This window comes from Streptomyces sp. NPDC058691, assembly GCF_042714775.1.
Taxonomy (GTDB): Bacteria; Actinomycetota; Actinomycetes; order Streptomycetales; family Streptomycetaceae; genus Actinacidiphila.
Map to the genome: position 1 here is coordinate 40,949 of NZ_JBHXSO010000024.1, position 22,487 is coordinate 63,435.

The 22,487-nt window shown below is 71.0% G+C and carries 27 protein-coding genes; 2 read left to right on the plus strand and 25 right to left on the minus strand.

Annotated features, from left to right (window positions below; all coding sequences use genetic code 11):
• Window positions 1-45: 45 nt before the first annotated feature.
• The 7 genes from ACFWVC_RS18700 to rpsB form a co-directional block, all read right to left on the minus strand.
• Window positions 46-786: a hypothetical protein gene (locus tag ACFWVC_RS18700; protein WP_384286620.1), complete on the minus strand. Its 741-nt coding sequence runs from the start codon at window positions 784-786 to the stop codon at window positions 46-48.
• A gap of 80 nt (window positions 787-866) precedes the next feature.
• Window positions 867-1,334, minus strand: a complete 468-nt coding sequence (locus ACFWVC_RS18705) for a DUF1348 family protein (protein WP_384286623.1) — start codon at window positions 1,332-1,334, stop codon at window positions 867-869.
• 84 nt (window positions 1,335-1,418) lie between these two features.
• Window positions 1,419-2,339 carry a phosphatidate cytidylyltransferase gene (locus tag ACFWVC_RS18710; RefSeq protein WP_384286625.1) on the minus strand — a complete coding sequence of 307 codons (921 nt, stop codon included), beginning with the start codon at window positions 2,337-2,339 and terminating at the stop codon, window positions 1,419-1,421.
• Window positions 2,340-2,569: 230 nt separating this feature from the next.
• Entirely contained in the window at window positions 2,570-3,127 is a 558-nt protein-coding gene (gene frr / locus ACFWVC_RS18715; protein ID WP_319660044.1) for a ribosome recycling factor, read from the minus strand.
• A 142-nt stretch (window positions 3,128-3,269) separates the two neighbouring features.
• Window positions 3,270-4,037 (minus strand): UMP kinase, encoded by a 768-nt coding sequence (gene pyrH, locus ACFWVC_RS18720; protein ID WP_384286627.1) that lies wholly within the window; start codon window positions 4,035-4,037, stop codon window positions 3,270-3,272.
• Between the two features lie 164 nt (window positions 4,038-4,201).
• Complete coding sequence (gene tsf / locus ACFWVC_RS18725; RefSeq protein WP_384286629.1) at window positions 4,202-5,038, minus strand: translation elongation factor Ts; 837 nt, start codon at window positions 5,036-5,038, stop codon at window positions 4,202-4,204.
• A gap of 115 nt (window positions 5,039-5,153) precedes the next feature.
• Window positions 5,154-6,104: a 30S ribosomal protein S2 gene (rpsB, locus tag ACFWVC_RS18730; RefSeq protein ID WP_384286632.1), complete on the minus strand. Its 951-nt coding sequence runs from the start codon at window positions 6,102-6,104 to the stop codon at window positions 5,154-5,156.
• Window positions 6,105-6,392: 288 nt separating this feature from the next.
• Here rpsB and ACFWVC_RS18735 point away from each other — a divergent pair, with 288 nt between their 5' ends.
• Window positions 6,393-7,055, plus strand: coding sequence for a murein hydrolase activator EnvC family protein (locus ACFWVC_RS18735; RefSeq protein WP_384286635.1), 663 nt, complete (start codon window positions 6,393-6,395; stop codon window positions 7,053-7,055).
• Here the strand turns inward: ACFWVC_RS18735 and ACFWVC_RS18740 are convergent.
• The 18 genes from ACFWVC_RS18740 to proS all read right to left on the minus strand — a co-directional run bounded on the left by ACFWVC_RS18740 (window position 7,024) and on the right by proS (window position 21,338).
• The gene (locus tag ACFWVC_RS18740; protein ID WP_384286809.1) at window positions 7,024-7,581 is read right to left on the minus strand and encodes a TetR/AcrR family transcriptional regulator; all 558 of its coding nucleotides are present in this window, start codon (window positions 7,579-7,581) and stop codon (window positions 7,024-7,026) included. The genes ACFWVC_RS18735 and ACFWVC_RS18740 overlap by 32 nt on opposite strands.
• Before the next feature lie 79 nt (window positions 7,582-7,660).
• Window positions 7,661-8,497, minus strand: coding sequence for an RNA polymerase sigma factor WhiG (whiG, locus tag ACFWVC_RS18745; RefSeq protein ID WP_384286638.1), 837 nt, complete (start codon window positions 8,495-8,497; stop codon window positions 7,661-7,663).
• Between the two features lie 150 nt (window positions 8,498-8,647).
• The gene (gene dprA, locus ACFWVC_RS18750) at window positions 8,648-9,883 is read right to left on the minus strand and encodes a DNA-processing protein DprA (RefSeq protein WP_384286640.1); all 1,236 of its coding nucleotides are present in this window, start codon (window positions 9,881-9,883) and stop codon (window positions 8,648-8,650) included.
• Complete coding sequence (locus ACFWVC_RS18755) at window positions 9,880-11,514, minus strand: YifB family Mg chelatase-like AAA ATPase (RefSeq protein ID WP_384286643.1); 1,635 nt, start codon at window positions 11,512-11,514, stop codon at window positions 9,880-9,882. Before ACFWVC_RS18755 ends, dprA begins: the two co-directional genes overlap by 4 nt.
• On the minus strand, window positions 11,514-11,888 hold the full coding sequence (locus tag ACFWVC_RS18760) for a YraN family protein (protein WP_384286646.1): 375 nt from the start codon (window positions 11,886-11,888) through the stop codon (window positions 11,514-11,516). The genes ACFWVC_RS18755 and ACFWVC_RS18760 overlap by 1 nt, the downstream gene beginning before the upstream one ends.
• Before the next feature lie 158 nt (window positions 11,889-12,046).
• Entirely contained in the window at window positions 12,047-12,373 is a 327-nt protein-coding gene (locus ACFWVC_RS18765) for a DUF2469 domain-containing protein (protein ID WP_018562949.1), read from the minus strand.
• 39 nt (window positions 12,374-12,412) lie between these two features.
• A complete protein-coding gene (locus ACFWVC_RS18770; RefSeq protein WP_384286649.1) occupies window positions 12,413-12,895 on the minus strand; it encodes an NUDIX hydrolase in 483 nt (160 codons plus the stop codon).
• A gap of 2 nt (window positions 12,896-12,897) precedes the next feature.
• A complete protein-coding gene (gene lepB / locus ACFWVC_RS18775; protein WP_384286652.1) occupies window positions 12,898-13,671 on the minus strand; it encodes a signal peptidase I in 774 nt (257 codons plus the stop codon).
• 43 nt (window positions 13,672-13,714) lie between these two features.
• The gene (gene lepB / locus ACFWVC_RS18780) at window positions 13,715-14,533 is read right to left on the minus strand and encodes a signal peptidase I (RefSeq protein ID WP_384286811.1); all 819 of its coding nucleotides are present in this window, start codon (window positions 14,531-14,533) and stop codon (window positions 13,715-13,717) included.
• Window positions 14,511-15,635, minus strand: coding sequence for a signal peptidase I (gene lepB / locus ACFWVC_RS18785; RefSeq protein ID WP_384286655.1), 1,125 nt, complete (start codon window positions 15,633-15,635; stop codon window positions 14,511-14,513). Before lepB (ACFWVC_RS18785) ends, lepB (ACFWVC_RS18780) begins: the two co-directional genes overlap by 23 nt.
• Window positions 15,628-16,266, minus strand: a complete 639-nt coding sequence (gene lepB, locus ACFWVC_RS18790; RefSeq protein WP_384286658.1) for a signal peptidase I — start codon at window positions 16,264-16,266, stop codon at window positions 15,628-15,630. Before lepB (ACFWVC_RS18790) ends, lepB (ACFWVC_RS18785) begins: the two co-directional genes overlap by 8 nt.
• 42 nt (window positions 16,267-16,308) lie before the next feature.
• Window positions 16,309-16,659: a 50S ribosomal protein L19 gene (gene rplS, locus ACFWVC_RS18795; protein ID WP_319659719.1), complete on the minus strand. Its 351-nt coding sequence runs from the start codon at window positions 16,657-16,659 to the stop codon at window positions 16,309-16,311.
• 131 nt (window positions 16,660-16,790) lie between these two features.
• The gene (trmD, locus tag ACFWVC_RS18800; RefSeq protein WP_384286664.1) at window positions 16,791-17,600 is read right to left on the minus strand and encodes a tRNA (guanosine(37)-N1)-methyltransferase TrmD; all 810 of its coding nucleotides are present in this window, start codon (window positions 17,598-17,600) and stop codon (window positions 16,791-16,793) included.
• Window positions 17,600-18,172, minus strand: coding sequence for a ribosome maturation factor RimM (gene rimM, locus ACFWVC_RS18805; RefSeq protein ID WP_384286666.1), 573 nt, complete (start codon window positions 18,170-18,172; stop codon window positions 17,600-17,602). The genes trmD and rimM overlap by 1 nt, the downstream gene beginning before the upstream one ends.
• Window positions 18,173-18,263: 91 nt before the next feature.
• A complete protein-coding gene (locus ACFWVC_RS18810) occupies window positions 18,264-18,503 on the minus strand; it encodes an RNA-binding protein (RefSeq protein ID WP_319659722.1) in 240 nt (79 codons plus the stop codon).
• A gap of 2 nt (window positions 18,504-18,505) precedes the next feature.
• Window positions 18,506-18,937 carry a 30S ribosomal protein S16 gene (gene rpsP, locus ACFWVC_RS18815; RefSeq protein WP_384286670.1) on the minus strand — a complete coding sequence of 144 codons (432 nt, stop codon included), beginning with the start codon at window positions 18,935-18,937 and terminating at the stop codon, window positions 18,506-18,508.
• A gap of 207 nt (window positions 18,938-19,144) precedes the next feature.
• On the minus strand, window positions 19,145-19,735 hold the full coding sequence (locus ACFWVC_RS18820) for a hypothetical protein (protein ID WP_384286673.1): 591 nt from the start codon (window positions 19,733-19,735) through the stop codon (window positions 19,145-19,147).
• Between the two features lie 190 nt (window positions 19,736-19,925).
• Entirely contained in the window at window positions 19,926-21,338 is a 1,413-nt protein-coding gene (gene proS / locus ACFWVC_RS18825) for a proline--tRNA ligase (protein WP_384286676.1), read from the minus strand.
• A 227-nt stretch (window positions 21,339-21,565) separates the two neighbouring features.
• On the opposite strand from proS, the gene ACFWVC_RS18830 reads away from it, so the two are divergent.
• Window positions 21,566-22,390, plus strand: coding sequence for a methyltransferase domain-containing protein (locus ACFWVC_RS18830; RefSeq protein ID WP_384286679.1), 825 nt, complete (start codon window positions 21,566-21,568; stop codon window positions 22,388-22,390).
• Window positions 22,391-22,487 lie beyond the last annotated feature (97 nt).

Genomic DNA, 22,487 nt, shown 5'->3' on the forward strand with positions numbered 1-22,487 from the left:
GGCCAGCGCGGGTCCACTGCGGCGGCTCGTTCGGGAACGACAGCCTCAGACGCTCCGCGCCTCCCGCCGACGGCAGGCCCAGTGCAGCAGTGCCGTGACGACGGCCAGCGTTCCCAGGGGGACCCACGCAAGGAGCCACAGCGACGGCCGCGCGCCGGCGACCAGCCGCACGACGACGAAGGAGCACACGCAGCCGAAGGCGATCAGACCGGCCACCACGCCCCGCTCCCACGCCTTGCGCCGCGCGGCCCGGTGCCCGATGCGGGCCTCCACCCGCGGGTCGGCCGTCCAGGGGATGCCGCGATAACCCTCGCCCAGGGCACGGATAGCGGCCAACTCGCCCGCGGCGTCGTCCACCTGCCAGTCGGTGACATGCGGCAGGGCGAAGCGCCGGCCGTCCGTGCGGTACACGTACATCCACCACTTGGGCGCCGAACGCCGGCCGGCGTTCTCGTTCTCCTCGACGCGGATGTCGTGGAGGTCGCTCCAGGCGTGGAGACGGTCCCGAAGCGCCCCGCGGGTGGCGATCCCGCCATGACCGACCCTGGTGTACCCCCGTGCGAAGTAGAGCACTGTGCGGATCAGCACGAGAAGGACGAAGGCGACGAGGGAAACCGTCAGATACCACGGCCATCTGGTGGCCGATGGTCTCGTCAAGTCGATGACCAGGGGCAGGAACGCGAGGGACACCGTCACCAGCCACCGCCGCGGGACCTTCCTGCGCATGCGGTATTCCAGGTCGAACGTCTCCACGGTGCCGCCCTGCCGCCCCTCCGGATCGATCACCGCCCGATGGTAGGGCACGGGTACCGGCGCCGGACATGCCACGGACAAGACGCTTCCGCGTCGCCGGAATCCCGCGAGGCTCAGAACCCCAGGTCGGACAGGCTGGGGTGATCGTCGGGGCGGCGTCCGGGCGGCCAGTGGTAGGCCCGGTCCGACTCCTCGATGCGCAGATCGTTGATGCACGCGTGGCGGACGCGGTTCAGCCCCTGGTCGTCGAACTCCCAGTTCTCGTTGCCGTAGGAGCGGTACCAGTTGCCGGAGTCGTCGTGGGACTCGTAGGCGAAGCGGACGGCGATGCGGTTGCCGTCGAAGGCCCACAATTCCTTGATCAGGCGGTAGTCCAGCTCCCGGTTCCACTTCCGGGTGAGGAACGCGACGATCTCGTCCCGCCCGTTGACGAACTCCGCACGATTGCGCCAGCGGCTGTCCGGCGAATACCCGAGCGCCACCTTCGCGGGGTCGCGCGAGTTCCAGGAGTCCTCGGCCATGCGGACCTTCGCGATGGCGGTCTCACGCGTGAAGGGCGGTACCAGGGGCTTCGCGGCCATGCTCGCTCCAACGGCTCGACGTCCAGGGGGATTGATCAAGTCCACCCCAGGACGCCGTTGATCGCATCCGCGCGGAGCGGCGCGTCAGCCGGAGCCGACGAAGGCCACCAGCAGCAGCCACACCACCGGGGCGGTCGGCAGGAGGGAGTCCAGGCGGTCCATGATGCCGCCGTGGCCCGGCAGCAGCCTGCCCATGTCCTTGATGCCGAGATCACGCTTGATCATCGACTCGCCGAGGTCGCCGAGGGTGGCGCTGGCCGCGACGGCGAGACCCAGCAGCAGACCCTGCCACCAGTGGCCCCCGTCGATCAGGTACTCCATGGACAGCGCGCCGGCGGCCATCGCGAAGGTGACGGCCCCGACCAGGCCCTCCCGGGTCTTGCCGGGGCTGATGCGCGGGGCCAGCTTGTGCGTGCCGAAGCGCCAGCCCACCGCGTACGCGCCGGTGTCGCTGACGACCGTCAGCAGCAGGAAGACGAAGACCCGCCACGGGCCGTCGTGCGCGGCGAGCATCATCACCACGAAGGTGGCAAGGAACGGCACGTAGAACGCGGCGAAGACGCCGGCCGTGACGTCGCGGAGGTAGTTCTCCGGGGGCTCGGTCATCCGCCAGACCAGGACGGCCAGCGCCGTGAGGGCCATCGCCACCCACGCGCCCTCCGCGCCGCGCGCGTAGCCGGCGACGACCATGGCGGCGCCGCCCACGGCGAGCGGGATCAGCGGGGCCTTGATCCCCTTGCGCTCCGCGAGCCGGGAGGTCAGCTCCCACAGCCCCACCACGACCGCCGCCGCGACGACGGCGACGAAGACCGCCTTGACGATGAAGAGCGAGGCGAGGATGACGACGCCGAGGCCGACGCCGACCCCTATCGCGGCACGCAGGTTGCGCCCGGCGCTCTTCTTCGCGGGACCGCCCGGGGCCGCCGGCTGCGGCGCGGAGCGGTCGGGCCGCGCGGAGTGATCCGCCGGTTCGGGGGCATCGTCGCGGAACAAGGGGCCGCTCATACGAGGGGCCCCTTCATCCTCGCCTCCCCAGGAGCCGGCGCGTGGCGAAGCCCCCCAGGAAGAGTCGTTCACGGAGATTCGCCTCGCGTTTTCGTCCGGTCCGGGTCGGTCGGAGGTGGGGTGAGTGGGAGGAGGAGCAGGGTCGGCACATGGGGCCGGGGTGCGGCGCCCGGGCCCGCGGGCCCGGTGCGGCCGGTTCCGGCCCGGGGGCCGGAATCAGACGGCGAGGCTCAGACCTCGAGCAGCTCGGATTCCTTGTGCTTGAGCAGCTCGTCGATCTGCGCCACGTACTTGTGCGTGGTGTCGTCGAGCTCCTTCTCCGCCCGGCGCACCTCGTCCTCGCCGGTCTCGCCGTCCTTGACGAGCTTGTCGAGGGTTTCCTTGGCCTTGCGGCGCACGCTGCGGACGGAGATCCGCGCGTCCTCCGCCTTGCCGCGGGCGACCTTGATGTACTCCTTGCGGCGTTCCTCGGTCAGCTGCGGGAAGACCACCCGGATGATCCGGCCGTCGTTGGTCGGGTTGACACCGAGGTCGGAGTCCCGGATGGCCTGCTCGATGTTGCGCAGCGCCGAGTTGTCGAAGGGGGTGATCACGGCCATCCGCGCCTCGGGCACCGCGAAGGAGGCCAGCTGGTTGATCGGGGTCGCGGCACCGTAGTAGTCCGCCACGATCTTGTTGAACATCGCCGGGTGGGCACGGCCGGTACGGATCGCGGCGAAGTCCTCCTTGGCGACCACGACGGCCTTCTCCATCTTCTCCTCGGCCTCGAGGAGGGTCTCTTCAATCACCATGTGCTCCTGGTCTTCAGAAGGCGGAGCCATCTAGTCGGGGCCCCTGCGCGCGTCTTCCCTGCACGGTGTCCGACCGGCAGCCTGTTGTCCATCCCCGTTCCGGGCGGATCGCCGGCCGGGATGCGGCCGGCGTCGTCCGTCAGCGGGCGCCCGTGTCGTTGACGAGCGTGCCGATCTTCTCACCCTTCACGGCCCGCGCGATGTTGCCCTCCGCGAGGAGCTCGAAGACGAGGATCGGAAGCCTGTTGTCCTGGCAGAGCGTGATCGCCGTCAGATCCGCGACGCGCAGGTCGCGGGCGATGACGTCGGCGTACTCCAGGGCGTCGAACATGACGGCGTCGGGGTTCTTGCGGGGGTCGGAGTCGTAGACCCCGTCGACGCCGTTCTTGCCCATCAGCAGCGCCTGGGCGTCGATCTCCAGGGCGCGCTGCGCGGCGGTGGTGTCGGTGGAGAAGTAGGGCATGCCCATACCGGCGCCGAAGATGACCACACGGCCCTTCTCCAGGTGGCGCACGGCCCGCAGCGGGATGTAGGGCTCGGCGACCTGGCCCATGGTGATCGCGGTCTGCACGCGGGACTGAATGCCCTCCTTCTCCAAAAAGTCCTGGAGGGCGAGGCAGTTCATGACGGTGCCGAGCATGCCCATGTAGTCGGAGCGCGCCCGGTCCATCCCGCGCTGCTGGAGTTCGGCGCCGCGGAAGAAGTTGCCGCCGCCGATGACGACGGCGATCTCGTAGCCCTCGCGGACGACCGCCGCGATCTCACGGGCCATCTTGTGCACGACGTCGGGGTCGACACCCAGTCCCCCGCCGCCGGCGAAGGCCTCGCCGGAGAGCTTGAGCAGATACCGGCGGGCGGTGGAGCCGTCGCCGTTGGTCTTGTGGGCCTTGTCGGCGCCCTGATCCATGGAGATCTCCTCGTGCACGTACGAAGAAGGCCATTGCCGAGGGTTCGTGATCGTTCCCTGAAGCAATGGCCTCCTCGTCACAACTGCGGCCGGCCGCCGGTGAACGGCAGGCTGCGTACGACCCTAGCGGGGTCGTCGGTCAATCGCTTGCGCGGTTCGAACGCTCAGACGCCGACGCGGAAGCGGGCGAAGCGCTTCAGCGTGACGCCGGCCTCGTCGAGGACCTTCTGGACGGACTTCTTGTTGTCCTTGGCGAAGGCCTGCTCGAGAACGACGTTCTCCTTGAAGTAGCCGTTGACGCGACCCTCGACGATCTTCGACAGGGCGGCCTCGGGCTTGCCCTCCTCGCGGGCGGTGGCCTCGGCGACGCGACGCTCGTTCTCGACGGTCTCGGCCGGCACGTCCTCGCGGGAGAGGAAGGTCGGGGCGAAGGCGGCGATGTGCTGCGCGACGTCCTTGGCGACCTCGGCGTTCTCCTTGTCCAGCTCGACCAGGACGCCGACCTGCGGGGGCAGGTCCGGGCTGGTGCGGTGCAGGTAGGAGGCGACGAAACCGTCGGTGAACTGCGCGAAGCGGTCCAGGACGATCTTCTCGCCGAGGGTGGCGTTCGCCTCGTCGACGAAGGCCTGGACGGACTGGCCGTCCTTGATCTCGGAGGAGAGCAGGCTCTCCAGGTCGGCCGGCTTGGTGGCGGCGACGTGGGCGGCGATGGCGTCGGCGGTGGCCACGAACTTGTCGCCCTTGGCGACGAAGTCGGTCTCGCACTTGAGCTCGACGAGGACACCCTCGCTGTTGTCACCGGCGATCAGGGAGACCACGGCGCCGTTGGAGGCCGAGCGGCCCTCGCGCTTGGTGACACCCTTCTGGCCCTTGACCCGGAGGATCTCGACGGCCTTGTCCAGGTCGCCCTCGGCCTCCTCGAGCGCCTTCTTGCAGTCCATCATGCCCGCGGCGGTGAGCTCGCGGAGCTTCTTGACGTCGGCGGCGGTGAAGTTCGCCATGTCTGTCAGTCTCTTCTCGAAAGTCGGTGAATCCGGTGAGTCCGGCGGTTCTACGGACGGACGGCGGGGGCCGGAGCCCCCGCCGTCCTCACACGCATCGGAAGGCGGGCGAGGCTCAGGCCTGCTCGGCGTCGGCGGCCGGCGCCTCGGCGGTCTCGGCAGCGGCCTCGGCCGGAGCGGCCTCAGCAGCCGGCGCCTCGGCGGCCGGCGCCTCAGCAGCGGGCGCCTCGGTGGCGGCCTCGGCCGGGGCGGCCTCAGCGGCGGCCGGCTCGGCGGCGGACTCGTCGGCCTTGGCCTTGTCGCCCTCGAGGAGCTCGCGCTCCCAGGCGGCGAGCGGCTCGCCCTCGGCCTTGTCACCGGTGGCGGCACCGGCGCCGGAGCGGGCGATGAGGCCCTCGGCGACGGCGTCGGCGATCACACGGGTGAGCAGGGTGACGGAGCGGATCGCGTCGTCGTTGCCCGGGATCTTGTAGTCGACCTCGTCGGGGTCGCAGTTGGTGTCGAGGATCGCGACGACCGGGATGCGGAGCTTGCGCGCCTCACCGACGGCAATGTGCTCCTTCTTGGTGTCCACGATCCAGACGGCGCTGGGCACCTTCTGCATCTCGCGGATACCGCCGAGGGTCTTCTCCAGCTTCTCCTTCTCACGGGAGAGGACCAGGAGCTCCTTCTTGGTGAGGCCGGAGGCGGCCACGTCCTCGAAGTCGATCTCCTCGAGCTCCTTCAGGCGCTGCAGGCGCTTGTAGACCGTCGAGAAGTTGGTGAGCATGCCGCCCAGCCAGCGCTGGTTGACGTAGGGCATGCCGACGCGGGAGGCCTGCTCGGCGATGGCCTCCTGCGCCTGCTTCTTGGTGCCAACGAACATGATGGAGCCGCCGTGGGCGACGGTCTCCTTGACGAACTCGTAGGCGCGGTCGATGTACGACAGCGACTGGAGCAGGTCGATGATGTAGATGCCGTTGCGCTCGGTGAAGATGAAACGCTTCATCTTCGGGTTCCAGCGGCGGGTCTGGTGCCCGAAGTGGACGCCGCTCTCCAGCAGCTCCCGCATCGTGACGACGGCCATGGCCGTACTCCTAGATGTACTCGGTTCTGAGCGGCCACCGGACGGCGGCCGCGCCTGACGCCCCGAACGCGCCATGCCACAAGGGACCGAGGAGCGCGTCCACCGCTCACGAGGAAGACGGTGGCGGGGCGTGCGAAGTCGACCCGGTGACCCGGATCGCCATGGAAAGTGTACGGGACCGCCGGAGCGGCAGGCGACATCGTGCCTGCGGGGTGGGGGCGCGGGGCGGTTGTCCACAGGCCGCGACCATGATCATCTCTTTGCGGCGGGTTCCGTCACCGTTGGGGCATGACGAGATCGACGGTGTTCGTGGTGACGGTGTACCTCGCGGTGGCGACGTGGCTGGTTGGGCTCTCGGGGCCCGCGGACGCGGTCGCACGCCGGGATGACCAAGGCGGCGGCGCGACCGGCCGTGCCTGGCCGGTGGCGGCGGCCGACGGGGCGCGCCGTCCGGTGGTGGAACGGGGCTTCGAACCTCCGCTCGTGCGCTGGGGCGCGGGACACCGGGGGGTGGATCTGCGGGCGGGCCCCGGCGCACCGGTGCGCGCGGCGGCGCCCGGACGCGTGGCGTACGCCGGGTCGGTCGCCGGGCGCGGGGTGGTGGTGATCGGACTCGCGCAGGGTCTGCGGATCACGTACCAGCCGGTTCGGGCGACGGTCACGGTGGGCGAGGAGGTCCGCGCCGGCCAGGTGGTCGGGGTTCTCGCGGAAGGGCCGTGGCACTGCCCGGGCGGCTGCCTGCACTGGGGGTTGCTGCGAGGGAAGGTCTATCTGGATCCGCTGTCACTGCTGCCGGACGCGATGCTGCGCGGCGGGCCGTCGCGGCTGCTGCCGGTGTTCGGGGTACCGCTGCCCGACGGGACGGACAGAACTGAAGGAATCGAGGGCACGGAGAGAACGGAGGGGACGGCGCCCGCTCTCAGCCGAGCACCCCGCGCAGGGCCGTGGTGACGGCCGCGTCCGCGATGGCGTCGGGCTCCTCGGCCGCGCCCAGTTCGATGCGGCGTACGGCGGCGTCCACGACACCCTGCAGCAGCATGGCGATGAGCCGGGGTTCACGGTGCCCGAGCGTGCCCAGGGCGTCGACGACCATGGCGATCAGGCCGCCGTGCGCGGCACGGATCCGCTCGCGGGCGCCCGCGTCGAGTTCACCGGCGGAAATGGCGACCACGGCGCGGTGCCTGCGGTCCCCCACGAGTGCCAGCTGGCTGCGGACGTAGGCCTCGATCTTGCCCTCGGGGCTGCCGGCCGCCGCCATCGCCGCCTCGACCTCCGCCGCCCAGACGGGGAAGTCCACCGCGCACAGTTCCTCGACGACGGCCGCACGCGAGCGGAAGTACTCGTAGACCGAGGACCTGGCGAGTCCTGTGCGCTCGGCCAGGGCGGGGAAGGTCAGCGCTTCCGTACCGCCCTCGGAGAGCAGGGTTCGCGCGGCGTCCAGCAGGGCGTCGCGCTGCATCGACCTGTGCTCGGCCACCGAGGCCGCTCGAATCTTGGGCACGCCCCCACTGTACGGAAGCCACGCGGAGGCCGGGCCCTCCCGTCGGCAACGCACGTCATCGGCCGACGTCGGCCAGTTTCGCGCGCAATTGGAGCACGGACTTGGTGTGGATCTGGCTGACCCTGCTCTCGGTCACCCCGAGCACCTGCCCGATCTCGGCGAGCGTGAGCCCCTCGTAGTAGTAGAGGGTGACCACGGTCTTCTCGCGCTCGGGGAGGGTGTTGATCGCCCGGGCCAGCAGCCGGCGCAGCTCACGGTCCTCGGCGACCTCGACGGGGTTGTCGGCGCCGGTGTCCTCCAGGGTGTCGACGAGGCTCAGCCGGTCGCCGCCCTCGACGCCGCCGTGCAGCAGATCCTCCAGGGCGACGACATTGGCGAGCGAGAGCTGGCTGAAGACCGCGTGCAGGTCCTCCAGGGCGATGCCCATCTCCGCGGCGACCTCGGGCTCGCTGGGAGTGCGCCGTAGCGAGGCCTCCAGCGTGGCATAGGCGCGCTCGACGGCGCGGGCCTTCTGGCGCACCGAGCGGGGGATCCAGTCCAGGGCGCGCAGTTCGTCGATCATGGCGCCGCGGATGCGGGTGATCGCGTAGGTCTCGAACTTGATCGCGCGCTCCGGGTCGAACTTCTCGATGGCGTCGATGAGCCCGAAGACCCCGGAGGAGACGAAGTCCGCCTGCTCGACATTGGCGGGCAGACCCACGCTGACGCGCCCGGCCACGTACTTCACCAGCGGCGAGTAGTGCAGGATCAACTGCTCACGCAGGCGTGTGTCCCCCGTGGACTTGTAGGTCCGCCACAGCGCGTCGAGCGTGGTGGGGGCGGGAGGCCGGGGGGAACCGGTGACGGTGGTCGCCGCCGTCGCGCGGTCTGACCCGGGGGTGTGCGGGTGCATGCGTGGATTTGAGCCGTTCTGCTGTGACCTGCCGGGCGGACGGGACTGGGACCTCGTTGAGCGTAGCGTGACGACGATGTCGCAGACGGCGACGATAGGGCGTCCCCATAACCTCGCCATCCCGGAGGTCCCAGGTCAAGAACCGTCCTGTCACCTGATGGTGTGTTCACCGGCAGAGCGTGTCGGCGCGATCCCCTCCTTCAGATGGTTTTCCGCCAACTTCCAGCGCGCGCCGTCACGTTCCACAAAGCCGAGAACGTGCAGCTCCAGGAGCCGGCCGAGAGTGTCGTCGGGGGTGCTCGCGGCGGCCACCGCGATCGTCGCGCACTCGGCGCCGGCCCGGCCGCCAGGCAGTGCCTCCAGGACCCGCGCGGTCTCGGCCGGCAGCAAATCGTGCGGCAGGAGAGGCCCACGGTGCTCGGGCGCGAGGTCCTGACCGATCCGGCCGACGAGATCGGCCACCTCGGCCGCGCCGGTCACCAGCACGCCGTCCGCGCGCAGCAGTTCGTGCACCCCCTGAGACAGCGCCGACGTGCAGGGACCGGGCACGCCCATGACGAAGCGCCCCAGCTCACGGGAGCGGCGGGCGGTGATCAGCGAGCCGCTGCGGTACTGGGCCTCGACCACGACCGTGCCCCGGGTCAACGCCGCGATCACGCGATTGCGTAGCACGAACCGCGACCGCGTCGGATGCGAGGCGGGAGGCAATTCACTGACGAGCAGACCTTGTTCGGCGATGCGTCCGATCAACTCTGCATGTCCGGGCGGATAGGGCACGTCCACCCCGCAGGCGACGACGCCGACGGTCGCGCCGCTGACGGACAGCGCCCCGCGGTGCGCCGCACCGTCGATGCCGTACGCGGCGCCGGACACGACCACCCAGCCCGACTCGGCGAGGTCCGCGCCGAGGGTGGACGCCATGTGGGAGCCGTACTCGGTGCACGCACGGGCGCCGACGACGGCGACCGAGCGCAGCGCCCACATCCGCAGGGAGGGCCGCCCACGCGTCCACAGCCCGAACGGCCGCTCGTCACCGAGATCGTCCAGCTGACTCGGCCAGTCCGTGTCCCCCGGGCACAGGAACCGCCCGCCCATGGCCCGCACCGCGGCCAGGTCCCGCGCCGGGTCGATGCGAGCCGCCCGCAGGGTGTAGCCGGCCCGCCGCCGCTCGCTCGCCCCGGGCAACGCGTCACCCGCCGCGAGTGCCCTGAGCGTCTCGACGGGACCCAGCTCGCGCAGCCAGCGCCCGGCCGTCTCGTCTCCGGGGTCGGCGACACGTGTGAGCGCCGCCCGGGCAAGGCGTTCCTCGTCGGTCGGGGGCGGTTCGCCCCCGGGGCCGGACTCGTCGAGGGTGTCATCGGTGTCGAAGAGCGTGTCGGCCATCATGGGCCCCCCGTCGCAGTCGCCGTAGCCGCAGCCGTCCCCGCGGCCGCGAGGCCGCGGCGGACGCCGGTGCGCAGCTCCAGGGCCCGTTCCATGTCGACGCCGTCGGGCCGGTCGCGGCCGGCCAGGTCGGCGACGCTCCAGGCCACCCGCAGCACACGGTCGAGGCCGCGGGCGGTGAGCAGTCCTCGCTCCATGTCCCGCTCGGCGGCGCGCAGGGCGCCCGGGGCGACGGCCCAGCGGGTCCGCAGTTCATGGCCGGGGACCTCGCTGTTGATCCGCCATGGAGTGCCCGCGTACCGCGCGGCCGCCCGCTCCCTTGCCTCACGCACCCGCTCCGCGACCGTGTGCGTGCTCTCGGCCCCGGTGGCATTGCCCATCAGCTCGGAGCGGCTGACCGCCTCGACCTCCACGCGCAGGTCGATCCGGTCCAGCAGGGGCCCGGACAGCCGCCCCTGGTAGCGGCGGACCATGCTCGGCGTGCAGTCGCACATGCCGCCAGGCGTGCCGTAGCGACCGCAAGGGCAGGGGTTGGCTGCCAGGACGAGCAGAAATCGCGCGGGAAGGCGTACGACGCCGGCCGCCCGCGCGATGACGATGTGCCCGGCTTCCAGGGGCTGACGCAGTGCGTCGAGCGCCTGACCACTGAACTCGGGTGCCTCGTCCAGGAAGAGCACGCCCTTGTGGGCCAGCGAGACGGCGCCGGGGCGCGGCAGGGCGTTTCCGCCGCCGACGAGGGACTGCATCGTCGCCGAGTGGTGCGGGGCGCAGTAGGGCGGCTCGTCGACCAGGGGCTTGCCCGCGGGCAGGATGCCGGCGACCGAGTGGACGGCCGAGACCTCGACGGACTCCTGCCGCGTCAACGGCGGGAGCAGGCCGGGCAGGCGTTCCGCGAGCATGGTCTTGCCGGCACCGGGCGGGCCCTTGAGATAGAGGTGGTGGCCGCCCGCCGCCGCCACTTCCAGGGCCGTGCGGGCCACCCCCTGCCCCGCGACATCGGCGAGGTCGGGCGTCCCGGAGTCGCAAAGCCCCGTGCCGTGTCCCGCGCCGGGCAGGGCGAGCCCGGCCAGCATGGGGTCGGGGCGTCCCTCGCCGGGCTCCTCGGGCTCCTCGGGTGCCAACTCGTCGTTGAGGAGCGCGATCAGCTGCCGCAGGCTGCGCACGCCGAGCACGGAGACGCCCGGCACGAGCGAGGCCTCGGCCACCGTCCGCTCGGGCACCACCACGTGCCGGTAACCGGCTTCGACGGCGGCCAGGACGGCCGGGAGCACCCCGCGCACGGGACGGACGCGGCCGTCGAGACCCAGCTCGCCGATCATCATGAGATCGGCGATGTCCTTCGGGGCGACGCGCTCATTGGCGGCGAGTACGGCGCACGCGACGGCCAGATCGAAGCCGCTGCCCCCCTTGGGGACGGACGCGGGGCTCAGGCCGACGGTCAGCTTCTTCTGCGGCCAGGTCTCCCCGCTGTTGACGAGCGCGGCACGGACCCGGTCGCGACTCTCACTCAGGCTCTTGTCGGGCAGCCCCACCAGCGTGAACGCCGCGACGCCGGGTTCGAGGTCGGCCTGGACCTCGACGACGACACCCTCCACTCCGAGCAGCGCCACCGAACACGTACGGGCGAATCCCATCAGGCGGCCCCCCGCACGTGCTCGACCCTGGCGGCGCCCCGTTCCGGCAGGGTCACGCCGACCACGTCGATGCGCACCCCGCCGGGCGGCGGTGGGCCGCCGTGGTCGGCCAGCCAGCACTCGGCGAGCCGCCGCAGCCGTTCGGCCTTGCGCGCGGTGACCGCGGCCATCGGATGCTCGCGGCCGCCCTCCGTCCGCGCTTTGACCTCGCACACGACCACGGCGTCGCCGTCCGCCGCCACGATGTCGATCTCGCCGTGGCGCTCGCGGTGCGGGCAGCGCCAGTTCCGCTCCAGCACGGTCATCCCGGCAGCCGCCAGGGACCGCGCCGCCAGTTCCTCGCCGTATCGTCCGAATGCCCCTCGGGCGTTCATGTGACACCACCTCCGTCACTCACTGTGACGGAGGTGGTGCCCAAAAGATGATCTTGCCCGAACCCTGTGGATAACCTCCCGCAGGGCAGGGACCGCGGCGGCCGGACCGCCGCACGGCCGAGCGGGTCCCGCCCGGCTCCGGGCCGGGCCCGGCCCGCTCAGCCGTTGAAGCCGGAGTCGTCCGACGGAAGGTCCAGGTCAGCCTTGTTGAGCTCCTCGATGTTCACGTCCTTGAACGTGAGCACCCGCACCTGCTTCACGAAACGCGCCGGGCGATACATGTCCCACACCCACGCATCGGCCATCGACACTTCGAAGAAGACCTCCCCCTGCACCGAGTGCACCTGCATCTCGTAGTCGTTGGTGAGGTAGAAGCGACGCTCGGTCTCGATCACGTACTTGAACAGGCCGACGACATCCCGGTACTCCCGGTAGAGCTTGAGCTCCATCTCGGTCTCGTACTTCTCGAGGTCCTCGGCACTCATGGCATGTTCCCCTTCAGCCGTACGTCCCCCCATTGTGCGTCAGTCACGCTCCGTCCCCAGGTGGATCGGGGACGGTGGGGGCCCTTCGTCCAGCAGCGCGCGCAGCAGTCCGGCGAGTCTGGTCGGATACACCGTCTCACGCGCGCCGAGAAGTTCCTCACAGGTCCACCATCGCAGCCCTGTGACGCTGCGCTGCTCCAATTCCGTCAATCCGGCGGTATGGAATCGGGTGTCGTCGGTGCGGGCCAGGAAATACCACTCGTCCTGCTCCCAGCGCCGCCCGTCGAAGTCGAACGCGCACGAGCGTTCCCAGAGCACCGGCCCGAACTTCACGTCCGTGATCCCGGTCTCCTCGGCGAGCTCGCGCCGCGCCGCGTCCTCCAGGCCCTCGTCCCTCTCGACCCCGCCGCCCGGGGTGAACCACCAGGTCACCGACGGGTCGTCCGGCTCATAGCCGTGCAGCAGCAGGATCCGGTCGGAGGGATCGAGCAGGATGACCCGCGCCGCGCGCCGCCGCGCCATCGTCAGCGCGCCGTCCGCCGGCGGCCCGCGAGATTCGCCAGTGGCCCGTAAGCGGCACCGCAGAAGATGAGCACGGCACCGCCCACCACGGCCGTCACGACGGCCTTCAGCGGCCCGGGAGTGGACGGCCCGCCTCCGGGCAGGCCCGTGAAGGCCGCGGTGCGCTGCAGCATGCCCGCACGGCCACCGGGCCAGGCGATGGCATCGGCGCGTGCGCTCACCGCGCTGCGCGGCACGGAGCCGTCGTCGGAGTCGGTGAGCCGGACGCGGGAGTCCTCGGACGTGGCGCGGTTGTCGCCCATCATGAAGAGGTTGCCCTTGGGCACGGTGGCCGAGAAGCCGGTCGGTGAGGCAGGCGCCTTGGGGTCGAGCAGGTACGGCTCGTCGACCGGCTTCCCGTCGACCGTCAGCCGCCCCTGCTTGTCGCAGCAGGCGACCTTGTCACCGCCGACCGCCACGACCCGCTTGACCATGGGGACATCGCCCCACAGCGAGTCGTTGAAGACCACGATGTCGCCGCGGCGTACCTCGGAGCCGTCGATGCGCTGGGCGAGGATCCGGTCCCCGGCATCCACGGTCGGGGTCATCGAACCGGTCGGAACGGTGTACGGCTGGTAGAGGATCGCACCCCAGACGAAGCCGCCGAGGAAGAGGACGGAGCCGAGGGCGACGGCCAGCCCGGAGAGTATCCCTCCGGCCCGTCCGCCGCCCTTACCGCCCGTCCCGCGCGTGCCGCCCGTCTTCGTACGCGTGCCCGTGCGTGTGCCTGTGCTCATGCGACGGCACCCTACCCGGCGGTACGGATCGGGGGCAGCCCCGTCACTTCGCCTGGTTGACCAGCCGGCGCCGCCGGAGCAGCACCAGCGGCACCGCGCCCGCGACACCCGCCGCGGCAGGCAGCCCCGCGGCGGCGGCCGCGCTGATGCCCGGCTGGTCGAAGGTGCTGGGGATCGGCAGGGTCGACCAGCGGCCGATCGGCCAGGCCACCACGAACGCGCGGCCGACGACCTCGTCGATGGAGACCGTGCCGTTGCCCGGCAGGTCCTGGTGGTATCGCGAGTCCAGGGAGTCCTGACGGTGGTCGCCCATCACCCAGATCCGGTCCTTGGGGACCCGGATCGGACCGAAGGGGCGGTCGCCGCAGGGGGTGTTCCCCGGGTAGATGTACGGCTCGTTCAGCGCCTTGCCGTTCACCTTGACCGGGCCGGTGCCCTGGCACTCCACGGTGTCGCCGCCCACCGCGATGACCCGCTTGATCAGGTCCTTCTCCTCGGCCGAGGGCATGAGGCCGACGAAGCTGAGGACCTTCTGGATCGCCGAGGTGACCGGGTTGGTGTCGATCGGCGCGGTCTCGCCGAGCCAGCCGCCCGGGTCGTGGAAGACGACGACCTCGCCGCGCTCGGGCTCCGAGCCGAACCAGGGCGTCAGTTTGTCGACGAGGACCCGGTCACCCTCCTGGAGCGTGTTCTCCATCGATGCGGACGGGATGGAGAACGCCTGCACCAGAAACGTCTTGATCAGCAGCGCGAGCACCAGGGCGATCGCGATGAGCAGCGGCAGTTCCTTCCAGAACGAGCGCTGCTTCTGCGACGTGCCGCCGTCGCCGTCCGTCGTGTCATCCGCCTCTTCGGAGGAGATGTCCGAGCCGGAGTCCGCGCGCACGCCATCGCCGGGCTTCACCGCGCCCTCGCCGGTCGAGCCCGCCGCGGGCCCCCGATCCTCCGGCTCTTCGCGTCCGGACCGTGCGCCGACCACCAGGTCCCCCACATCCACTCCTCACTCCACGCTGCCGCCCGCGCCAGATGCGGCGCAGGCCCACGACTCCCATAACGAGCGGGAGTTCCGCAGGAGGCGGGAGCGCAACCATTCCTTGCCGATTGTTGGATGTTGCCACCCTATTGCTCTCCGTGGCGGCAGACGCGCCCGACGGAACCGGTGCGGCGACGGTCGAGAAGGTCGTCGGCTCCTTCAGCCCGGCCCAGTGGCCCAGCGGCCAGGCCACGGCGAAGGCACGGCCGACGACCAGGCTCTGGGGCACGGTGCCGTCACCGGGGTCCTTCAAGTGGAAGCGGGAGTCCGCGGAGTTGGAGCGGTGGTCACCCATGACGAACAGCCGGCCCGGCGGAACCTTGACCGTGAATTTAATGTCGGAGGGCGGATTGCCCGGATAGATGTACGGCTCGTCGAGCGGGGTGCCGTTGACCGTGACCCGGCCGTCCTTGTCGCAGCACTTCACCGTGTCGCCGCCGACCGCGACGACCCGCTTGATCAGGTCCTGCTCGTCCGCGGACGGCAGCAGGCCGATGAAGGTGAAGAACTCCTTGATCTGCTTGACCCCCACGGGGTCCTGGCCGCTCTGGGCCTGCTCGCCCTCCAGCCAGTTGCCGGGGTCCTTGAAGACGACCACATCCCCGCGGTGCGGCTCGGCGCCGAACCAGGGGGTGAACTTGTCGACGACCACCCGGTCGCCGATGCGGATCGTCTGCTCCATGGAGCCGGACGGGATCACGAACGCCTGCAGCAGGAAGGTCTTCAGGACCAGTGCGATCAGCAGGGCGACGCCGATGAGCAGCGGTATCTCCCGTGCCGCGGAGCGCCGGCGTTTGCGCTTGACCTTGCGGGCCAGTCTGCGGCGGTCGGCACGGCCACCGCTTCTGCGCGGTCCCGCGGTCCCCGTCTCGTCGCCCAGGTACGCCGCGCGGACGGGCTGTCCGTCTCCGGACCGCCCCCGGCTACCCATGGGCGCCGTCCAGCGACCGGCGCCGGCCCAGCGGCCATATGGTGGCCTCGGCCCTGCCGATCACCTTGTCCACCGGAACCGTGCCCCCTCCGGGGTCTCCCAGGTGGTCGCGGGAATCCCGGCTGTCGGCACGGTGGTCGCCCATCACCCACAGCCTCCCCTCAGGAACCTCGATGTCGAACGCTACCCGTGACGGCGTGTCGCCGGGATAAAGATAGGTCTCGTCCAGGGGACGCCCGTTGACGGTGATCCTGCCCCGTCGGTCGCAGCAGGTCACCCGGTCCCCGCCGACGCCGATCACCCGTTTGATGTAGTCGGTCCGGCCGGACTCCTGCACGAACGATCCCTCGCCGTCGAAGACCACGACATCGCCCCGGGCCGGGACGCTGCCGAAACGGTACGCCAGTTTGTTGACCAGCACCCGGTCCCCGGATCGCAGGGTGTTCTCCATCGACCCGCTGGGAATCTCGAAGGGCTGCGCCACGAAGGTGTTGACCGTGGCGATCACTGCGGCGCAGGCCACGACGAGGAGCGCATACCGCTGTGTACGTACGCCGAAGCGCGACCGCTCATCCCGCCCTGGGGCGGCATCGGCGCGGTCGCGCTCCGGAAGAGGTACCTCGGTGTCCATCGAGCGCAGAGCCTATAGGGCCCCGCATATGCCCGGGCGGACTCAGTTGTCGCGCTTCTCCTTGATCTTCGCGGCCTTGCCGCGCAGCTCACGGAGGTAGTACAGCTTCGCGCGACGGACGTCGCCGCGGGTCACGAGCTCGATCTTCTCGAAGATCGGGCTGTGCACCGGGAAGGTACGCTCGACGCCGACGCTGAAGGAGACCTTGCGGACCGTGAAGGTCTCACGGACGCCGGAACCCTGACGGCGGATGACAACGCCCTTGAACTGCTGGATACGGGAGCGGTTGCCCTCGATCACGCGGACGTGGACGTTGACGGTGTCGCCCGGACGGAAGCCCGGGATGTCGCTGCGCAGCGACGCGGCGTCGACGGTGTCGAGCACGTGGGACATGTCTGTCTGCTTTCTTCGCCCATGCCACAGGTCATCGGCGGACATAGTGATGGTGATACGAGTACCGCTGCGTCGGACGGGCGTCGTGTCCCCCTGTGGCAGGGGCGCGCGGCGGACGGAGCGGCAGCCGCCTATTCTTCCACGGCCTCGGGGGCTCGCCAAAATCGGCCGTCCTCGCGCGGCGCCCAACCGAGGGCCGCGAGGATCGCCCGGTCGTGCTTGTCCAGCGTCGCCGGGTCGCAGCGCTCGATCAGATCGGGACGGTGCGCCGAGGTGCGCCGGAAGGCCTCGTCGCGGCGCCAGCGGGCGACCTTGCCGTGGTGGCCGCTGAGCAGCAGGTCCGGCACACCGCGGTCCCGCCAGACCGGCGGCTTGGTGTAGACGGGGCCTTCCAGCAGGTCGGCCATCGCGCCGGGGGCGAAGGAGTCGTCGCGGTGGGACTCGGCGTTGCCCAGCACGCCCGGCAGCAGCCTGGCGATCGCCTCGACCATGACGAGCACCGGGGCCTCACCGCCGGCCAGCACGTAGTCGCCGATGGAGACCTCGCGCACGTCGAGCCGGTCGCCGTACTCGTCGATGACGCGCCGGTCGATGCCTTCGTAGCGGGCCGGGGTGAAGACCAGCCAGGGCTTCTCCGACAGCTCGACCGCGAGTTCCTGGGTGAAGGGGCGGCCGCTGGGGGTCGGCACGACGAGCACCGGCGTGCCCTCGCCCGACGCCAGGACGGCGTCCAGCGCCTCGCCCCACGGCTCGGGCTTCATGACCATGCCCGGGCCGCCGCCGTACGGGCTGTCGTCGACCGTGTTGTGCCGGTCGTGGGTGTACTCGCGCAGGTCGTGGACGCGCACGTCCAGCCGGCCGCGCGTCCTGGCCTTGCCGACCAGGGAGACGTTCAGCGGCTCCAGGTACTCCGGGAAGATCGTGACGACGTCGATGCGCATTACGCCGGCACCGCCCCGCCCTCGCCGTCGCCCTTGCCGCCGCTGCCGGCGGTCTCGGCCTCGGCCTCGTCGAGCAGGCCCGGCGGCGGGTCGATGACCGCCCGCTGCAGCTCCAGGTCGATCTCGGGCACGATCTCGGCGACGAAGGGCACCAGGACCTCGCTGCCGTCCGGCCGTTCCACGACGAGCAGGTCGTGGTGGGGCAGGTGCGAGATCTCGGTGATGCGGCCGACCTCGGTCCCGTCGACGGTGACCACGTCGAGGTCCATCAGCTGGTGGTCGTAGAACTCCTCGGGATCCTCCGGACGCTCGTCCGGGTCGATCTCGGCGATCAGCAGGACGTTGCGCAGCGCCTCGGCGCCGGTGCGGTCCTTGACGCCCGCGAAGCGCAGCATCAGCCGGCCGCTGTGCACGCGGCCGGTCTCGATCGTGAGCGGTCCGACCGCGGCCGGGTCCGTGGCCAGCACGGCGCCCGGAGCGAGTCGCAGCTCCGGCTCGTCGGTGCGCACCTCCACCGAGACCTCGCCCTTGATGCCATGGGCGCGGCCGATGCGTCCCACTACCAGCTGCACTTGTTCGCGCTCCTGTGCGTTGCGTGTCGGATACGGCTCGGGCCGGGGGCGGCGGTGACGCCTCCCCCGGCCCGTGCCGGTGCTTGCTGTCTCAGCGAACCTGGTCGACGTCGACGAGGTCGACGCGGACACCACGTCCGCCGATCGCGCCCACGACGGTGCGCAGGGCACGGGCGGTACGGCCGTTGCGGCCGATCACCTTGCCGAGGTCATCGGGGTGCACCCGGACCTCCAGGACCTTCCCGCGACGCAGGGTGCGCTCGGCGACCTGCACGTCATCGGGATTGTCGACGATGCCCTTGACCAGGTGTTCGAGGGCCTCCTCGAGCACGATCAGGCCTCGGTCGACTCGGCCGCCTCGGCGGCCTCGTCCTTCTTGTCGGACTTCTTGGCCTTCTGGGTGATGGCCTCACCCTTGGGCTCGTCCCCGGCGTCCTTGGCCGCGGCCTCGAAGAGGGAGCGGTGGTCGGCCTTGGGCTCGGCGACCAGGAGCGGGGCCGGAGCCGGCTCGCCCTTGTACTTCTGCCAGTCGCCGGTCTTCTTCAGGATCGCGAGCACGGGCTCGGTCGGCTGCGCGCCGACACCCAGCCAGTACGCCGCGCGCTCCGCGTCGACCTCGATGCGCGACGGGTTCTGAACCGGGTGGTACAGGCCGATCTCCTCGATGGCCCGGCCGTCACGGCGGGTCCGGGAGTCGGCGACGACGATGCGGTAGTGAGGCGAACGGATCTTGCCCAGACGCTTCAGCTTGATCTTGACTGCCACGGGAGTGGGTTCTCCTGGTGTTGACGTGGGTTGGGCACACCGGACCTCCACGTGGGGTTGTGGAGGCGGATGCCCGACGGACGCGTCAGCCGAAGGAGAGAGGGGTCCTGCACGGCTGCCGAGTGCTCAGCTGACCATTGTGCCATACGGCGGGCATGCCGCCGCACGCCGGGAGCGGCCCCGGCGGCGCTTCGCGCATCCGCCGCCTCAGGCGACCGCCGCGGTCTCCGGGATGCGGAACGGTGTCCCGCACGCGCCGCAGACGATCGGCGCCTGCGCGAGCACGGACGGCACGACCCGGACATTGCGCCCGCAGTCGCAGACCGCCTTCACCCGAACGCCGCCGCCCGAGGACCCGTGCCGGGCGGCGGGCCCGCGGAAGCTGCGGGCGGTGTCGGTGGTGGTCGCCGCGGTGTGCGCTCTGAGGGCGCGCTGCAGCCGGTCGATCGTGGCCCGGTAGCGCTTCTTGGTGTCGGGACGCATCTGGACGAGGGAGAAGCCGCTGCTGGGATGCGGCTCCTCCGAGTGGTCCAGGCCGAGTTCATCGGCGATGGCCAGGAACCGACGGTTGTGGTAGCGGCCGGCCCGCGAGGTGTCCCGGACGCCGCGCGCGGCGGCGACTCCGTGGACGGCCTCGTGCAGCAGGCGCTCGAAGGAGAGCTCCGTGCCGCATGCGGACGAGGACTCTCCGATCAGGGACTCGGGGGCGGCCAGATCGGGCAGCTCGGGGTGGTGCCGTTGAATGTCGGCCCATGCGACTGCCAGCTCGGCGGCGAGGACTGGTGGTGTCGTGCTCACGTCGTGACAACGAGCCGGGGGCGCCCGGTGTTCCGATACCGGGCCATCCCAAATATTTTGCACGTACTAGTCAGTTCAGGATGATGAGTACGGCTGAGGGCGGGTGCGGAGAACAGCGGAGAAGTCACGCACCCGCCTCAAGCATGGACGTACTGCCGATTACGTACGTCGCTTTTCAGTCACCTGACGGTCAGTATGCCCGTGCGACGACCGCCACGGTACCCGGCGCGTCGTCCGTTTCCGGCACCGCCCCGTCCTCGGTGAGCAGGCAGCGCACGGACACGCCCTGCTCGGCGAGCTTGGCCTCGCCCTCCGGGCCCAGGTCGGCCCACGGAATGCGGGCCCAGCCGGTGGCCGCGGCCTCGGCGGCCTCGGCGATGGTCGCGACGTCCACGGTGCGCGACTCGCGGCGCTCGCGGGACTGGCGCAGCAGCGTGGCCTGGTCCTCCTCCAGCGCCTTGGGGATCAGCGCGGCCAGCTCGTCGATGGCCACCGGCTCCTTGCCGCCGGGGATGCGGCGGGCCAGCATCGCGGTGCCGTTCTCCAGATCGCGCGGGCCGACCTCGACGCGGACGGGCACGCCCTTGAGCTCCCAGTCCACGGCGCGGCGGCCGAAGGGGGTGTCGGTGCGCACGTCCACCTGCACGCGGATGCCGGCGGCCTTGAGCCGGTCGCCGATCTCGCGGACCTTGGCCACGACCTCGTCGTCGCCCTTGATCGCCAGCACGACGGCCTGCACGGGCGCCAGCCGCGGCGGCACGCGCAGTCCGTTGTCGTCGCCGTGGGACATGATCAGGCCGCCGACCATGCGGGTCGACGTGCCCCAGGAGGTCTGCCAGACCAGCTCCTGCTGCCCTTCCTTGGACAGGTAGGAGGTGTTGAAGGCCTTGGCGAAGTTGGTGCCCAGCTCGTGGCTGGTGCCCAGCTGGAGCGCCTTGCCGTCGCCCATCATGCCTTCGAGGGTGAGGGTGTTGATGGCGCCGGCGAAACGCTCGCGGGCGGTCTTGCGGCCCAGCAGGACGTCGATGCCGAGGATGCCGGTCATGAAGTCGCCGTACACGTCGCGGTGGATCATCGCGGCATAGTCGCGCGCGTCCTCGAAGGTGGCGTGCGCGGTGTGGCCCTCCTGCCAGAGGAATTCGCTCGTGCGCAGGAAGAGCCGCGAGCGCATCTCCCAACGGACCACGTTCGCCCACTGGTTGATGAGCAGGGGCAGGTCGCGGTAGCTCTGCACCCACTTGGAGAAGTACTCGTTGATGATCGTCTCGGAGGTCGGCCGGACGACGACCGGCTCCTCCAGCTCCTTGCCGCCGCCGTGCGTGACCACGGCAAGCTCCGGGGCGAAGCCCTCGACGTGCTCGGCCTCCCGGGTCAGGTAGGACTGCGGGATGAAGAGCGGGAAGTACGCGTTCTGCGCGCCCGCCTCCTTGATCCGCGCGTCCATCTCCTGCTGCATCCGCTCCCACAGCGAGTACCCGTACGGACGGATGACCATGGTGCCGCGCACCGGGCCGTTGTCGGCCAGTTCGGCCTTGTTGATCAGGTCCTGGTACCAGCGCGGGTAGTCGTCCGCCTGGGGGGTGAGTACGGGAGCCTTTGCCATGCCGCAGATGGTACGGGTCCGCCGCTTCCGGACGTGAATCGACCGGGCGCGCCCCCGGTCGCGGGATCGGCTCAATTCCCGCCTTCAAACCTCTGGACTACGGCCCGGAAGGGGAGTTGGCTGCCCTAGGGGGCGTGCACCGCGTAACCGTGAACTTGCGCGGCGTAACGGGGGAGCGGACGAGGAAAGCTTTCAGCGAGACCGCGACGCGGCTGAAGGGGCGATCTATGACACCTACGCTCGCACACCCACGCATCCACCGGGCCGACGGCAGGGCGCGGGACTGGGCCGAGATCCAGGAGCGGATGCTCGTCCCGCTCTACGAAGCCGTGTACGAGCGCCTGGGCGTCGGCACCGCCACGCGCCTGCTGGGCGTCGGCTGCGGTTCGGGGCTCGCGCTGCTCATGGCGGCCGCCCGGGGGGCCACCGTCACCGGCTGCGACCCCGACGACCACCGGATGGCGCTCGCCCGGCAACGGCTGCTGCCCGCCCCGCAATGGGGCATCCCGGCGCCCTCCCGCGGCCGCACCCGGCTCGTGCCCGGCGGACCCGAGGCGGCGGCCGCGCCCGGCGCGTCGCCGTTCACGGTGATCACCGCGTTCGACCCGGCAGCGCTGCCGTCGGCCCTGGTGCCGGCGCTGCGCGCGGCGGCCGGTCTCGCCGAGCGCGGCAGCCCGGTCGTCCTGGCCGGCTGGGGGCCGCCCGAGCGGTGCGCGACGGGACGGGTGCTGCGGGTCGCCGCACGCCTGGCCGAGCCGCGCGGCGCCGCCGTCGAGACCCGTCTCAGCGGCCGGGACGATCTGGAGGACATGGCCCGCGGGGCGGGGCTCCGCCCGGACGGCTCGGGCCGGGTGTCCTGCCCCTTCGGCTACCCCGACATGGACAGCGCGGTCCGCGGCCTGGTCTCCACCGGGCTCTTCGACGCGGCGACCGCCGCGACGGACGTGGACCAGGTCCGCAAGGAACTGCGGGAGGCACTGCACCCGTACCGGCGCGCGGACGGCACCGTGCGGATGGAGAACGTCTTCCGCTACCTGGTGGCGCGGGTCTGACCCACTTCGGGCTCGGTTCACCTCCGGGGCGCCTGCAGCGGCTGTCGACGGTCGATCATGCTCGGTCTCTCGTTCCTCGTGACCTGCGCGTGTTCTC